This is a genomic window from Streptosporangium sp. NPDC003464, from assembly GCF_053588315.1.
Genome location: NZ_JBSFPS010000260.1, coordinates 1 through 14,044, shown reverse-complemented (window position 1 = coordinate 14,044; position 14,044 = coordinate 1). Strand labels below are relative to the sequence as shown.

Annotated in this window: 16 protein-coding genes; 9 read left to right on the top strand and 7 right to left on the bottom strand. The window is 73.2% G+C overall.

Translation table 11 applies throughout. The annotated features are described in order from the left end of the window. Window positions 1-111: 111 nt before the first annotated feature. The gene (locus ACWDS7_RS38820) at window positions 112-1,215 is read left to right on the top strand and encodes an FUSC family protein (RefSeq protein WP_451933324.1); all 1,104 of its coding nucleotides are present in this window, start codon (window positions 112-114) and stop codon (window positions 1,213-1,215) included. Here the strand turns inward: ACWDS7_RS38820 and serB are convergent. Then, a complete protein-coding gene (serB, locus tag ACWDS7_RS38815; protein ID WP_306860594.1) occupies window positions 1,196-2,419 on the bottom strand; it encodes a phosphoserine phosphatase SerB in 1,224 nt (407 codons plus the stop codon). The two genes, ACWDS7_RS38820 and serB, sit on opposite strands and share 20 nt — an antisense overlap. A 115-nt stretch (window positions 2,420-2,534) precedes the next feature. On the opposite strand from serB, the gene ACWDS7_RS38810 reads away from it, so the two are divergent. After that, a complete protein-coding gene (locus ACWDS7_RS38810) occupies window positions 2,535-3,248 on the top strand; it encodes a GNAT family N-acetyltransferase (protein WP_451933323.1) in 714 nt (237 codons plus the stop codon). After that, complete coding sequence (locus tag ACWDS7_RS38805; protein WP_451933322.1) at window positions 3,245-4,108, top strand: lysophospholipid acyltransferase family protein; 864 nt, start codon at window positions 3,245-3,247, stop codon at window positions 4,106-4,108. Before ACWDS7_RS38810 ends, ACWDS7_RS38805 begins: the two co-directional genes overlap by 4 nt. A gap of 164 nt (window positions 4,109-4,272) precedes the next feature. Here the strand turns inward: ACWDS7_RS38805 and ACWDS7_RS38800 are convergent, their stop codons facing one another. From ACWDS7_RS38800 to ACWDS7_RS38780, 5 genes are all read right to left on the bottom strand, one after another. Continuing rightward, a complete protein-coding gene (locus tag ACWDS7_RS38800) occupies window positions 4,273-4,953 on the bottom strand; it encodes a response regulator (protein ID WP_451933321.1) in 681 nt (226 codons plus the stop codon). Window positions 4,954-5,108: 155 nt separating this feature from the next. After that, a complete protein-coding gene (locus ACWDS7_RS38795) occupies window positions 5,109-5,666 on the bottom strand; it encodes a hypothetical protein (protein WP_451933320.1) in 558 nt (185 codons plus the stop codon). A gap of 231 nt (window positions 5,667-5,897) precedes the next feature. Further along, the gene (locus ACWDS7_RS38790; RefSeq protein WP_451933319.1) at window positions 5,898-6,428 is read right to left on the bottom strand and encodes a hypothetical protein; all 531 of its coding nucleotides are present in this window, start codon (window positions 6,426-6,428) and stop codon (window positions 5,898-5,900) included. Window positions 6,429-6,517: 89 nt separating this feature from the next. Beyond that, window positions 6,518-7,636 carry an S-adenosylmethionine:tRNA ribosyltransferase-isomerase gene (locus tag ACWDS7_RS38785; RefSeq protein WP_451933318.1) on the bottom strand — a complete coding sequence of 373 codons (1,119 nt, stop codon included), beginning with the start codon at window positions 7,634-7,636 and terminating at the stop codon, window positions 6,518-6,520. A gap of 55 nt (window positions 7,637-7,691) precedes the next feature. Continuing rightward, the gene (locus ACWDS7_RS38780) at window positions 7,692-8,357 is read right to left on the bottom strand and encodes an SDR family oxidoreductase (protein WP_306860579.1); all 666 of its coding nucleotides are present in this window, start codon (window positions 8,355-8,357) and stop codon (window positions 7,692-7,694) included. 123 nt (window positions 8,358-8,480) lie between these two features. Between ACWDS7_RS38780 and ACWDS7_RS38775 the strand changes: the two genes are divergently transcribed. Continuing rightward, the gene (locus ACWDS7_RS38775; protein ID WP_451933317.1) at window positions 8,481-9,602 is read left to right on the top strand and encodes a GAF domain-containing sensor histidine kinase; all 1,122 of its coding nucleotides are present in this window, start codon (window positions 8,481-8,483) and stop codon (window positions 9,600-9,602) included. Then, window positions 9,599-10,231 carry a response regulator gene (locus tag ACWDS7_RS38770; RefSeq protein ID WP_306860575.1) on the top strand — a complete coding sequence of 211 codons (633 nt, stop codon included), beginning with the start codon at window positions 9,599-9,601 and terminating at the stop codon, window positions 10,229-10,231. The genes ACWDS7_RS38775 and ACWDS7_RS38770 overlap by 4 nt, the downstream gene beginning before the upstream one ends. A 32-nt stretch (window positions 10,232-10,263) precedes the next feature. On the opposite strand, the gene ACWDS7_RS38765 is transcribed toward ACWDS7_RS38770, so the two are convergent. Beyond that, window positions 10,264-10,983 carry a hypothetical protein gene (locus ACWDS7_RS38765; protein WP_451933316.1) on the bottom strand — a complete coding sequence of 240 codons (720 nt, stop codon included), beginning with the start codon at window positions 10,981-10,983 and terminating at the stop codon, window positions 10,264-10,266. Window positions 10,984-11,048: 65 nt separating this feature from the next. On the opposite strand from ACWDS7_RS38765, the gene ACWDS7_RS38760 reads away from it, so the two are divergent. The 4 genes from ACWDS7_RS38760 to ACWDS7_RS38745 all read left to right on the top strand — a co-directional run bounded on the left by ACWDS7_RS38760 (window position 11,049) and on the right by ACWDS7_RS38745 (window position 13,941). Next, window positions 11,049-11,843, top strand: a complete 795-nt coding sequence (locus tag ACWDS7_RS38760; protein WP_306860571.1) for an ABC transporter ATP-binding protein — start codon at window positions 11,049-11,051, stop codon at window positions 11,841-11,843. Window positions 11,844-11,936: 93 nt separating this feature from the next. After that, on the top strand, window positions 11,937-12,851 hold the full coding sequence (locus tag ACWDS7_RS38755) for an SPFH domain-containing protein (RefSeq protein ID WP_306860569.1): 915 nt from the start codon (window positions 11,937-11,939) through the stop codon (window positions 12,849-12,851). 77 nt (window positions 12,852-12,928) lie between these two features. Continuing rightward, window positions 12,929-13,684: a sulfite exporter TauE/SafE family protein gene (locus ACWDS7_RS38750; RefSeq protein WP_451933315.1), complete on the top strand. Its 756-nt coding sequence runs from the start codon at window positions 12,929-12,931 to the stop codon at window positions 13,682-13,684. Between the two features lie 29 nt (window positions 13,685-13,713). Continuing rightward, window positions 13,714-13,941 (top strand): hypothetical protein, encoded by a 228-nt coding sequence (locus tag ACWDS7_RS38745; protein ID WP_306860563.1) that lies wholly within the window; start codon window positions 13,714-13,716, stop codon window positions 13,939-13,941. Window positions 13,942-14,044 lie beyond the last annotated feature (103 nt).

Below are 14,044 nucleotides of genomic sequence, written 5' to 3'. Positions count from 1 at the left end.
ACCTGCACGTCCAGGTCGCTCCCTGTACGGCCGGGCAGGTCGCCGAGGCCCTCTCCGCCCGGCCCGACACCCGCTCGGTCTACTCGGTCACCGGGCCTGGACCGGATCGGGATGGCGGTGCGGTCGGTGGCGCAGCAGGCGGCCGAGGGGGTCGAGATCGGGCCGCGCCTGCCCAGGTTCGGCCGGTTGCGCAGGCCGGTGTTCTTCACCGGGTACCACCCGGTGCGGCTGGGTCTGGCGGTGTCCCTGGCCATGGCGCTGATGCTGGTGATCCACGAGCACTACGCCAAGTGGTTCGTGGTGACCGTGATCGTCAGCCTCCGCCCGGCGTACTTCGACACGGTCGAGCGGGTGGTGCTGAGGACGGCCGGCACCGCGGTGGGCGCGGCGGGCGCGGCGGTGGTGCTGGCGGTCGCGCCCGGCCACCTCTACCTGCTGCTGTTCATCGCGGTCTGCGCGGTGCTGGGGTTCGCGCTGCGAGGGACCAGCTACGGTTACTGGACGATCTTCGCCACCCCGCTGTCGCTGATGCTGTCGGACTTCTCCCTGCCGCTCGACTGGGGCGCGGCGGCGGCCCGGGTGGTCCTGACGGCCGCCGGCGGGGCGCTGGCGCTGGCCTTCGCCCGGCTGCTGTGGCCCCGGGGACAGCGGGCGGAGCTGACCGGCAGGGCAGTGGACATGCTCGGGCGGCACGCCGCGCTGGTGCGGTCGCTGATCGACCAGGACCCCGACGAGGTGCGCGCCAGGGTCTCCTCGGCCGCCGACGCCGCCGACCGGTTCGCCGTCTCCCTGGATCGGCTGGACAAGGAGCCCGGGGGCAGCGCACCGCGGCGGCTCAGGGACGCGGTGACGGCCGCCCGGCGGCTGCGGGACAACGCGCTGGCACTGTTCGCCGTGCCGCCGCCCAGCGAGGAGTCCGGGCCGACGGCGACGGTGCTCGACATGGTCGCCGACCGGCTGGAGAACGTCGCCGAGGCGGTCGGGACGGAGCGCCCCGAGACGCCGCCCGACGATCTGGACCGCGTCCTGGACGAGCTCGGCGCCCACGTCGACGTGCTGACGGCGCGCCGGCTGGACGAGGTGGCCGGGGGCGCGGCCGATCAGATGACCGGGGTGCGCCGCGGGATCATGCACGCCGCCGCGGCGCAGCCGACGCTGAAGGGGCTCAGCGCCGAGGCTCTCCGGCTGGCGGCGCTCACCGCTCCACGAAGGTGACGCCGTCTTCGGCGTCGGCGGCCTCGACCTCGGCGCGGGGGATGCCGAGCAGGTAGAGGATCGAGTCGAGGTAGGGCACGTTGACCGCGGTGTCGGCGGCCTGACGGACCACCGGCTTGGCGTTGAACGCGATGCCCAGGCCGGCCGCCGCGATCATGTCCAGGTCGTTGGCGCCGTCGCCGATGGCCACGGTCTGGCTGATCGGGATGCCCGCCTCGCGGGCGAAGCGCTCCAGGGCCCGCGCCTTGCCGGGGCGGTCGACGATCTCGCCGACGACCCGTCCGGTGAGCACGCCGTCGACGACCTCCAGGGTGTTGGCCGCGGAGTAGTCGATGCCGAGATCCTGGACGAGGGAGTCGGTGAGCTGGGTGAACCCGCCGCTGACGATCGCGAACCGGTAGTCCAGCCGCTTGAGCGTCCGCACCAGCGTGCGGGCGCCGGGGGTGAGCACCAGCTCCTTGCGGACCTTCTCGAAGATCTCCTCGGGGAGACCCGCCAGCAGCGCGACCCGGCGGCGCAGCGACTCGGCGAAGTCGAGCTCGCCGCGCATCGCCTCCTCGGTGACCCGGGCGACCTCATCCAGGCAGCCCGCGTGCTCGGCCAGCAGCTCGATCACCTCGGCCTGAATGAGCGTGGAGTCCACGTCCATCACGATCAGCCGCTTGGCCCTGCGGTGCAGGCCGGTCCGCTGCACGGCCACGTCGACCTGCTGCGCGTGCGCCTCGGCGGCGAGCTCGGCCCGGAGCGCGTCGGGGTCGGCGCCGGAGACGGCCAGCTCGATGCAGGTCACCGGGTAGTTGGACAGCCGCTCGATCCGGTCGATGTTGGCGCCGGCCGCGGCGATCCGGCCCGAGATGCCGGCCATCGCGGCGGGCTGCAGGGGCGAGCCGAGCACGGTGACGTGCAGCCGCCCCCGGCGCCGCTTCTCCTGCGGGTCGGAGCCGGTGGACAGCTCCACGTGCAGGCCCATGTCCTCGGCGGTCCGCTCGACCGCGGTCCACAGGGCTCCTATGGTGCTGCCCGTGCCGGTCGGGGTGTCGCCCGCGTAGGCGACGAGGACACCCAGGGTGAGCCGGCCGCGGATGACGACCTGCTCGACGTCGGCGACGAGGACAGGGAAACCGGCCAGGACGGAGAAGAGCCGCGAGGTGACCCCGGGGCGGTCGGGGCCGGTCAACGTGATCAGAAGCGTGCGCTGGTTCATCGGTATCTAAGCTACTTGGCCCCGGAATCGAGCGTGAATGCGGTTCATCATCCGGACGCCTGAAGTTCGCGGTCCCCTTCCGCCCCGCGTCACCTGCGACTGTCTTCATGAACTCATGACGACCATCCCCGCAGAGCAACGCCTCGCTCGCTACACGGTCGGGCTGGCCACCACCGCTGTCGAGATGCGTGCGGCCCAGCGCCTGCGCCACCGGGTCTTCGCCGAGGAGATGGGCGCCCGGCTGGACACCCCCATCACCGGCCTGGACGTCGATCCGCTCGACGCCTACTGCGACCACCTGCTGGTACGGCACGGCGGCACGGGTGAGGTCGTCGGCACCTACCGGCTGCTCGCCCCCCGCCGGGCCGACCGGTTCTACGCCGACTCCGAGTTCGACCTCGGCGCGCTGTCCGGGATCCGGGCGGACCTGGTCGAGGCGGGCCGGGCCTGCGTGCACGCCGACCACCGGTGCGGCACCGTGGTCGGGCTGCTGTGGGCGGGCATCGCGCGCTACATGCTCGCCGGAGGGTACGGCTGGCTGGCCGGGTGCTGCTCGGTGCCGGTGGCCGACGCCGCGGGGGTCATGGACCGGCTGCCGCTCGCCCCGCCGGAGTATCGCGTCACCCCGCACCGCCCCTGGCGCGGCGGCCACGCCGCCGGGCGGGTCGCGGTGCCCGCCCTGCTGCGGAGCTACATCCGGCTGGGCGCGTGGGTCTGCGGGCCGCCCGCCCACGATCCCGAGTTCGGCACGGCCGACTTCTTCGTCCTGCTGTCGATGGCCAACCTGGACCCTCGCTACCTGCGGCACTTCCTGGGAGCCCCCGCATGAACCCGTGGCTGCCGGTGGCGCCGTGCATGCCCGCCACCTGCCTCACGCCACCGGCCGCGAAGGTGTCCCGGCCGCGCCGGGCCCTGCGGCTGGCGGCCGTCGCGCTGTCGGTCCTCGCCGGGGTGGTGCCGGCGCTCCTCGCCCGCGGGTCCGGTACGGCGGGGCGGGTCCGGCTGGCGAGCCTCTGGTCCCGGCTGGTGCTGCGGGCCCTCGGGGTCCGGATCGAGGTGCGGCGGGGCTTCACCTTCCTGGCGGGTTCGGCCGCCGGGCTCCGCGTGGTCCCCGTCTCCGAGGCGGCCCCGCTGATCGTGGCCAACCACGTCTCGTGGCTGGATCCGCTCGTCATGTCCGCCGTGCTGCCCTCGCGCCCGCTGGCCAAGCACGAGGTCCGGAGGTGGCCGCTGATCGGCCTGCTGGCGGCGGGGGCGGGCGCGCTGTTCATCGACAGGGACCGGCTGTCGGCGCTGCCGGAGGCGGTCGGCCGGGTGGCCGCGGCGCTCGGCGAGGGCCACCCGGTGACCGCCTTCCCGGAGGGCACCACCTGGTGCGGCCGGGAGATGGGTGCCTTCCGGCCGGCCGTGTTCCAGGCGGCGCTGGACGCCGGGGCCCCGGTGCGGCCGGTGGCGATCAGGTATCTGGGCCCGGACGGGCTCCCGGCCGGCGTGGCCGCCTACGTCGGCGACGACACCGTGCCCGCCTCGATGCTGCGGGTGGCGGCGTTCCGGCGGCTGACCGTGGAGGTGACGCTGCTGCCCCCGGTCCAGGCCCGCGACCGCAGGTCCCTGGCCTGGGCGGCGGAGTCCTCGATCGCCTCCGTGGTGATCGCCCCGGCCGCGCACGGTGTCCCGGTCGCGGCCTGAGCCCGGCCGTGCGGGGTGCCCGGGTCGCGGTCTGATCCCGGCCGCGCGTGCCCTCCGGATCGCCGGCCGCGCGTGCCCTCCGGGTCGCGGTCTGAGCCCGGCCCGCGTGCCCTCCGGGGGCGCTGTCCGGACCGGCCGGGCCGGGGCCGATCCGGACCGGCGTGTCACCTCGGTCCGAGGTAGGCGATGACGGCCGCCACCCGCCGGTGGGTGTCGGGGCTGTTCTCCAGGGCGAGCTTCATGAAGATCGAGTTGACGTGCTTCTCGATCGCGGAGACCGACAGGTGCAGGGCGCGGGCGATGCCGCCGTTGGACAGGCCGTGCGCCATCTCCCGCAGCACGTCCAGCTCCCTGGGGGTCAGCTCGGCGGGCGGCGGGTTGTCCCGCACCCCGCGCTTGGCCAGCAGGCCCTCCACGACCTTGGGGTCGATCACGGACCCGCCCGCGGCCACCGACCGGATCGCGCCGAGCAGCTCGTCGATGTCCCCGACCCGGTCCTTGAGCAGGTACGCCCGGCCCTCGGTGCCGTCCCTGAACAGGTCCAGCGCGAACATCGCGTCGGAGAACTGGGAGAGCACCACGACCCCGATGTCCCGCGAGGCGCCCCGGATCCGGTGCGCGGCGTCGATCCCCTCCATGCCCGCGCGCACGAGCCCGGCCGAGCCGGGCATCCGGATGTCGGTGACCACCACGTCGGGCCGGAGCCGCCGGGCGGCGTCGAGCAGTTCGTCGGCGGTGCCCACGGCCGCCACCACCTTGATCTCCCCGGATGTCTCCAGGAGCCTGCGGGTGCCCTCCCGCACCAGGTAGTGGTCCTCGGCCAGGACGACCCTGAGCTCAGTCATGGACCGTGCGGTATCCGGAAGTGGTCATAGGCAGATCCTGCCCGGTGCCGGGCCCGGACGGATATGAGGTTGTCCGCACGCCTGCGGCCCGCGCGGGGGCCGGAGAGCGGAGAGCCCCCGCCCTGGGACAGGACGGGGGCTCTCACGGCGTGCGGCTAGCGCGTGATCCTGGTCTTGACCTTCTTCACGAAGTACCAGCTCTTGATGCCCAGGCGCTCGTACTCGTCACGGCTCAGGTTGTCCGCGCCGGTCGGCTCGTCGTAGGTGTCGACGCCGAGGACGGCCTCGGCGGTGCCCTTGGACTTCTTGCCGAGCTTCACCATGATCTTGATGCTGTCGTACTCGCCCACCTCAAGGGCGTAGGGGGTCCAGCACCAGAAGCCGTCCTCGTACCAGTCGCACTCGGTCCCCTTGGGCGCGCCGACTCGGACGACCTTGGACCCCTTGGGCAGCACGCCACCGAGGTAGTAGGAGGTGGCCTCGTAGGGGCCGGTGTTGGTGGCCTTGATCGAGTAGGTGATCGTCGCTCCGGCCCGGGCCTTGCTCGGCGCCGAGAGCTTGACGTCGAAGGAGGAGTAGGGGTCGTCGGCCTTCTGGACGGCCGCGGCCGGGGCCTTGGTGGGAGCGGCCGAGGCCGGCGTGGCGAGCAGGGTCGTGCCCGCGAGCGGAATGGCCAGGGCCAGAGCGGCGATCTTGTGGATCGGGTGGCGCATTAAACGTCTCCCAGTTGAGGGGTGCGAGGGCGCTGCGGTCGCCCCCGTGAAAGTCCGCAGCGTTTTATCACACATATTAGATAAAGTAAAAATTATCTATGTAAAGTGATTTATTGAGGCATATATCGGACGGCGGCTGTACAGAACGGCCGGGGTCCCGCGCCGGGCCGCCCACCTCGCACGGGCCGCCCGCCTCGCACGGGCCGCCCGCGTCCGCCGTCCGGATGCGGACTAGGGGATGATCCGGGTCTTGACCCGCACGTACTTCAGGTCGCTGCCGACGTCGATGCCGTGGATGTTCAGGGTGTCGAGCCCGCCCGCGGGGACGTCGATCGACGCCGAGGCGAACTCGGCCGACGCGGTGCCCCGCGCGCTGCTCCTGAGCCAGACCTTGACCTTGACCGTGGCGGTCCGGCCCGGCCGCAGGGTGTCGAGCAGGCAGCCCACCTCGCGCCTGTCGACGTCGCAGACGGAGCCGGAGGGGCCGGTGATCTGGACCTTGCGGGCCTGCTTGGGGACGTAGCCTCCGATGTAGGCGATGTCGGTGGACCACTCGCCGACGTTCTTGGTCTTGAGCGTGTAGGTGATCGTGTCGCCCGCGTAGGCCCGGCGCGGGTAGAAGGCGGTCAGCTTCAGCGGCGAGAGCGGTGGGTTCACGTGGGCCGCGGCCGGGACGGCCGGGGCGGCGTTCGCGGTGCCAGGGGCGAGGAGCAGGCCTCCCGCCAGGGCGATGACGGCGGAGGCGGTCAGGTGCCGGCGCATTTCTTACTCCAGTCGGAATCAGGGGTTCCCCGTTGTCTGCTGGGCCCAGCATGGGACGTCCGACTTGGAAACCCCTTGTGCCTGACTGGCTATCGGACGATCAGGTGGACATCGCCGAATTCGTGCCAGAGATAACCCTCCCGCAGAGCCTCCCGGTAGCTCCGGGAGAGCAGCCCGTCCCCGGCGATCGCCGACAGCATCAGCAGGTGGCTGGAGCGCGGCTCGTGCAGGCCGGTGATCAGGCCGTTCACCGCCCGCACCCCGGACGAGGGGGTCACCAGGTGCGAGGTCCAGCCCCGCGCGGCCCGCAGCGGCCCGCCGGCCGACGCGGCCGTCTCCAGGGCCCGCACCACGGTCGTGCCCACCGCGATCACCCGGCCTCCGGACCGGCGGGTGAGCTCGACCTGCCGCGCGGTCGGCCCGGGCACCTCGAACCACTCCGGATAGGGCGGCTCGTCCTTCTCCGGCGAGGCCACCCCGGTGTGCAGGGTGATCGGCGCGACGCCGACCCCACGCGAGACCAGTCCGGTCACCAGCTCCGCGGTGAACGGCCGTCCGGCGCTGGGCATCTCCGCGCTGCCGGGCCGGACCCCGAACACGGTCTGGTAGTCGGCCAGGGGCCAGTCCCGCTCCACGTAGGAGTAGCGGATCGGCACGCCGTAGCGGCGCAGGTAGGCGGGGACCTCGCGGTCCAGCCGGGCCCGCCACAGGCGTGGGGTCTCCCGCTCCAGCAGGCGCAGCGTGGCCCCGCCGGGCAGCGGCAGCCACTCTCCGGGCGCGCCTCCCTGATAGGGCTCGCCGGCCGCGTCCGCCTCCGTGGCCGCGTCCCCGGCGGGCCCTCGCCCGCGCGGGTCCCGCCCGGCGGACGCGCCCGCGCGGCCGGGCCCGGACCTGCGCTCCACCCGGCGGCGCAGCTCCACCAGCCAGGTCCCGTCCTCGCGCTCGGTGGAGAAGTGCACCGCCAGCCGGTCGAGCCGGACCGCGGCCGGGAGTGTCGCGGAGTTGTTGACCACCAGCAGGTCGCCGGGGCTGAGCAGGCCGGGCAGCTCGGTGAAGGTGTGGTGGGCGATCTCGCCGGTGGCGCCGTCGGAGACCAGGAGCCGCACCCCGTCACGGGCCAGCCCTCGCGCCTCCGGCGGCTCGTGCGCCTCCAGGTCGTGCGGGAGCACGAAGTCGGGGGCCATGGCGTCGGCCGCGGGCGCGCTCACGCCCCCTCCTCCGCCGGTCCCGCCGGCCGCCGGCCGTGACCGCCGGGCCGCCCGCTCATGAGTGGCTCACCCGGCCGCTCGCCGGGCGCTCCTCGATCAGCCGCCGCAGGGTGGGCACGACCGTCTCCGGGGCCGGGGCCGCGGCCGCGTCCCCGGCGCCGATCGCGTCGGCGAGCATCGCCGTGTTCATCTCGCCCGGGTCGACCCACCAGACCGCGACCCGCTGCTCCTCGACGGCCAGCACCTTGGACAGCTGCTCCAGGGCGGCCTTGGTCGCGCCGTACCCGCCCCAGCCTTCGTACGCCTCCACCGCCGCGTCGGAGGAGATGTTGACGATCGCGCCCCGCCGCTCCCTGAGCCAGGGCAGGGACGCCTGGACCAGCGCCAGCGGGGCCAGCACGTTGGCCCTGAACAGGTCTTCGAGCACGTCGAGCGGGTAGCCGGCCAGGGGCGGCAGCGGGACCGCGCCCAGCCCGGAGGCGTTGTTGACCAGCAGGTCCAGCCCGCCGTGGTCCTGTACGGCGTGCGCCAGCCGGTCCCGGTGGGCCGGGTCGGCGACGTCCCCGGCGAGGGCGAGGGCGCCGAGCTCGTCGGCGACGGGCTTCAGCGCGTCCGCGCCCCGCGCGGTGAGGATGAGCCGCCAGCCGTCGGAGGCCAGGGAACGGGCCAGGGCCAGGCCGAGTCCGCGGGAGGCGCCGGTGATGAGTGCGGTCTTCGTCATGGCCTCGACGGTAGGGAGCGGACCGCCCGCCCACATCGGCCGCGGGACCGGCCCCCCATGGGCTGATGGACCTAAGACCCATGGCGTAACGCCGCGGCGGACCGCGGCGCCTAGAGTTTTCCCGTGAACGAAGACCAGGAAGCCGTCCTGCACGCGGTGAGCTCCGCCGTGCTCGCGGTGACCAGGCATCTGTCGGTCCGGGAGGTGCTCCAGGTCATCGTACGCTCGGCGCAGCAGCTGCTGGACGCCCGCTACGCCGCCCTCGGCGTGCCCGACGGCGAGGGGGCCTTCGCCGAGTTCGTCGCCGAGGGCATCTCCGACGAGGAGTGGGAGGCGATCGGGCCGATGCCCCGCCAGCACGGCATGCTCGGCGCGATGCTGCGGGAGGGCGCGCCGGTCCGGCTGCCCGACATCCGCAGGGACGCCAGGTTCGAATACTGGCCGCGGGCCCATCCGGTGCTCAAGGACTTCCTCGGGGTGCCGATCCGCGACGGCGACCAGGTGCTCGGCATCGTCTTCCTGTCCAACAAGCGGACCCCGGGCGGTTTCACCGAGGCCGACCAGCGGCTGCTCACCATGTTCGCCGCGCACGCCGCGATCGCGCTCACCAACGCCCGCCTCTACGAGCGGGGCCGGGAGCTGGCCCTGGTGGAGGAGCGCACCCGGATGGCCCGGGAGCTGCACGACGCGGTGACCCAGAAGCTGTTCTCGCTCCGGCTCACCGCCCAGGCGGCGGCCTCGCTGGTGACCCGCGACCCCGACCGGGCGCTGGGGGAGCTGGAGCGGGTCGAACGGCTGGCGGGGGAGGCGCTGTCCGAGCTCCGCGCGGTGATCGTGGAGCTCCGGCCGGCCGAGCTCGACCGCCACGGCCTGGCCGAGACGCTCGGCAAGCACGTGCGCCTGCTGGACCGGCTGCACCCGGCGTCGTTCACCTTCGAGGAGATGGCGATGTGCCCGCTCGAACCGGCGACCGAGGTGGCGGTGCTGCGGGTGGCCCAGGAGGCGCTGCACAACGCCTCCCGGCACGCGGCGGCGCGCGCCGTGGACGTCCGGCTGGGCTGCGAGGCGGGCCGGGTGGTCCTGGAGGTGCGGGACGACGGGACGGGGTTCGACGTGGCCGCCGCCGCCGGGCGGGGGCTGGGCATCGCGTCGATGGAGGACAGGGCGCAGGCCCTGGGCGGGAGCGTGCGCGTGACGTCGGAGTCCGGTCGAGGGACCCTGGTGCGGATGGAGGTGCCGGTGTGATCCGCGTGCTGATCGCCGACGACCACCCGGTCGTCCGGCAGGGCCTGCGCACCTTCCTGGACCTGCAGGACGACCTCGAGGTGGTCGGGGAGGCGGCCGACGGCACCGAGGCGCTCGCCCTGGTCGCCTCCCTCGCCCCCGACGTGCTGCTGCTCGACCTGAAGATGCCGGTCCTCGACGGCCTCGGCACGCTGGTCGGGCTGGGCGAGCGCGGGCTCTCGCCGCGCGTGCTGGTGCTGACCTCGGTCAGCGACCGGGAGGACGTCGCCCCGGCGATGCGGGCCGGCGCGTCCGGGTTCCTCTACAAGGACGTCGACCCCGTCGCGCTCGTCCAGGCCATCCGCGCGGTCCACGGCGGCCAGGTGCTGCTGGCCCCCGAGGCCGCCGAGGCGATGCTGTCCGCCCCCGCCTCCGCGCCGGCGGCCGGCGGGCCCGTGGCGCCGCTGACCGACCGGGAGCGCGAGGTGCTCACGCTGATCGCCTCGGGCCGCTCCAACCGCGAGATCGCCCGGGAGCTGGCGGTGGCGGAGAAGACCGTGAAGACCCACGTCTCCAACGTGCTGATGAAGCTGGGCGTGCAGGACAGGACCCAGGCCGCCCTCTACGCGGTACGGCACGGCCTGGCCTGATCCCGCCCGCCCGGGAGCCGCCGGAGCGGGAGCTAGACGAGTTCGGTGATGGCGTGGTGGGCGGCCACGCGTGCCCGCCGTACGGCGCGGTCGAGGTCGCGCAGGGCCTCGCTCCGGGTGACGATCTGGCCGGAGGTGAGCCCCCGGTCGTCGGCGACCTGGAGCACCGCGGTGAGCCGGGCGGCGAGGGCGGCGACCCGGTGGGCGCGGGCCGGGTAGCCGGGGGCCAGGCCGTCGTCGACGGTGCTGACCCGCCGGTGGCCCTGGGCCGGGCCCTCCACGCCGAGCAGCGCGTCGGTGGCCGCGCGCATCGCCATGGTCAGGGCGTGTTCGGCCTCGGCCAGGGAGGGGATGTCGGGGGCGTTAGTGCTGGCCTCCAGTACGTTCCAGCGCACCCCGGCGTACGATGACCCGCGGCGGTCCCGCACGGGGACCAGGCCGAGGCACCTGCCGGCAAGCACGGCTGTCGCCGCCTGTCCGGCCTCGATGGCCGCGGAGTTGAAGGGGGGCGGTCCGGTGAGTCCGAGCGGGTCGCCCGCCACGGGGAGCGCCAGGCGCAGGGATTTCATGCCCTCGACGCGTAGGTCGGCGAGGAAGCGGCGGAGGGGGAGGTCGCCGTCGTCTCCGGCGACGAGTTGGGGGCCGGCCTGCCGCTCCACGCGGTCGGCGGCCTCGTCGAGGCCGACCTGCCCGGTGAGCCAGGCGTTGCCCCAGCAGACCAAGGTGGCCGAGATCGGTGAATCAGGGTGCACCGATCCACGATATGCGCTTGTCCTGCAATAGGTTTTGTTCGAGTGATTCACGAGGAGGCGTAGGGATGGGCGGTCAGGTGCTTCGGCTACAGGACGTCACCGTCCGCAGGGACGGGGCGGCCCTGCTGCGGGACATCGAATGGACCGTTCACGAGGACGAGCGGTGGGTCGTCATCGGCCCCAACGGCGCGGGAAAGACGACGCTGCTGCAGGTCGTCGGGGCGATGCTGTTCCCCACCGAGGGCATCGTGGAGATCCTGGGCGAGCGGCTCGGCCAGAGTGACGTGTTCGACCTGCGACCCCGCATCGGGCTCGCGAGCGCCGCGCTGGCCGAGAAGGTGCCGCCGGAGGAGAAGGTCATCGACCTGGTGCTCACCGCCTCCTACGCGATCCTCGGCCGCTGGACGGAGGAGTACGACTCCAACGACGTCACCCGTGCCGTCGAGCTGATCGACCAGCTCGGCTGCGCCCACCTGATCCGGCGCCGGTTCAACACCCTGTCGGAGGGCGAGCGCAAGCGGGTGCAGATCGCCCGGGCGCTCATGCCGGACCCCGAGCTGCTGCTGCTGGACGAGCCCGCCGCCGGGCTGGACCTGGGCGGCCGGGAGGATCTGGTCCGCCGCCTGGCGACGTTCGCGCACGACCCGAAGGCGCCCACGATGGTGCTGGTCACCCACCACGTGGAGGAGGTGCCCAGCGGGTTCACCCACGCGCTGCTGCTCCGGCACGGCTCGGTGATCGCCCAGGGCCCCATCGACCACGTGATGACCGCCGAGAACCTGTCGCGCACCTTCGGCGTCCCGCTCAACCTGGAGCGCGGGTCCGACGGCCGCTGGTACGCCCGGGCGCATCATTTCTGAGACCCTTATCGGCTGTTCAAGAGCCGGCAACGGTAAAACGAAATAGCATCTCGGAGCGGGTGACCTGGTTGACTCGACCGTCCGGGGTGGCTGATGGAAACGCTTGTCGCCGCATTCGTCGTGGTGGCCGCTGCGGGGTTCTCCCTGTTCCGGGCGGTCCATGTCGTCCCCCAGGCCAGCGCGGCGATCGTGGAGCGGCTCGGCCGCTACCACCGCACGCTCGATCCCGGGCTGAGCCTGGTGATCCCCTTCATCGACCGGATCAGGCGGACGGTCGACCTGCGCGAGCAGATCGTCTCGTTCCCGCCGCAGCCGGTGAGCACCTCCGACAACCTCGTCGTCTCCGCCGACACGGTCGTCTGCTTCCAGGTCGTCGACCCCCGGGCCGCGACCTACGGGGTCGCGGACTTCCGGGCGGGGATCGAGCAGCTCGCCGTGGCCACGCTCCGCGGCGTGGTCGGCGCCGTGGAGCTGGAGCGCGCGCTGACCTCGCGTGAGGAGATCAACGCCGAGCTGCGCCGGGCGCTCGGCGGCGCCGCCGCTGAGTGGGGGATCCAGGTCAACCGGGCCGAGCTCAAGACGGTCGACCCGCCGGCCTCCGTCCAGGAGTCGATGGAGCGGCGGCTGCGCGCCGACCGCGACAAGCGGGCCGCCGTCCTCGCCGCCGAGGGGCACAAGCAGGCGGCCATCCTCACCGCCGAGGGGCACCGGCACGCCGAGGTGCTGAAGGCGCGGGGCGAGGCGGAGGCCGTGGTGCTCAGGGCCCAGGCCGACGCCGAGGCGGAGGCGATGCGGGCCAAGGGCGAGGCCGACGCGATCGGCATGATCTTCCGCGCGATCCACGAGGGCCGGCCGGACCGGCGGCTGCTGGCCTACCAATACCTGCGGACGCTCCCGGAGATCGCCAGGGGTGGCGCCAACAAGGTGTGGATCGTGCCGTCGGAGCTGGGCAGGGCGATCGAGAGCCTCGGCTTCTTCGACGCGAAGGACACCCCCGACGCCGATTAGGGTCCGTCCTCCTCCTAGCATCCGGTGAGTGCCGTGCACCGTCCGTGGGCGCGAGCCGTACGAGTGAGGAGGGCGTCATGACGCCGTGGGAGGCCGTCGCGATTTTCGCGGCCGGGATCGGGGCCGGGGGCATCAACGCCGTCGTCGGCTCGGGATCGCTGATCACGTTCCCGACGATGGTGGCCGTCGGGCTGCCGCCGATCGTGGCCAACGTCTCCAACAACATCGGGCTGGTACCCGGGTCGCTGACCGGCGCGCTCGGCTACCGGGCCGAGCTGAAGGGGCAGCGCGAGCGGCTGGTCCGGCTGGGCGCCGGTTCGATCGTGGGCTCCCTCATCGGCGGTGTGCTGCTGCTCTTCCTCCCCGCCGACACCTTCGACGTGGTGGTGCCGGTCCTGATCGGTCTGGCATGCGTACTGGTGGTGATCCAGCCCAGGCTCAACGGGTGGCTGAGCGCCCGGCGGGAGGACCCCCATCCGCACGGCGGGCCGTGGCTGTGGCTCGGGGTGTTCGCCGCCGGGATATACGGCGGCTATTTCGGCGCGGCCCAGGGGGTGCTGCTCATCGGACTGCTCGGCAGCTTCCTCGACGACGACCTGCAGCGGGTGAACGCCGCCAAGAACGTGCTGTCGCTGCTGGTCAACGCCACCGCGGCGGTGCTGTTCATCGTGGTGGCGGAGGTGGACTGGCGTGCGGTGGCGCTGGTCGCGCTGGGAGCCACGGTCGGTGGTTTCCTCGGCGCGAAGGTCGGCCGGAAGCTGCCGGCGCCCGTATTGCGGGGTTTCATTGTTTGCGTGGGAATCGTAGCGATAATCAAACTGGTGTACGCCTAAATTCATCTGTTTTAGGGCATAAAGCGGACATGAAAGGCGACAAGGTAGAGATCGTCATCGACGCGGGCGACAGCTCGCGTACCTACGAAGTCGTCGCCACCAAGGCTGGCCGCCGGGTCGAGGTGTCCAACCGTCGCGGTGGCGTGGTCGAGGTGAGCGAGGTCACCCGTAGCGGTACGGCCGTGCGCACCGCCCGGTTCATGTCCAGCCGGATCCTCGCCCTGGTCGAGCATCCGGCCGACGGCAGGCCGGACTGACATCCGGGCGGGGCGTCCGGCGGCGGGGCGTCCGGCGGGCCATGTCGTCCGGCGGAGACCGGCGTCGGCCGCCCCGGCCCTGACCTGAGGGGCGCTCCGGGCC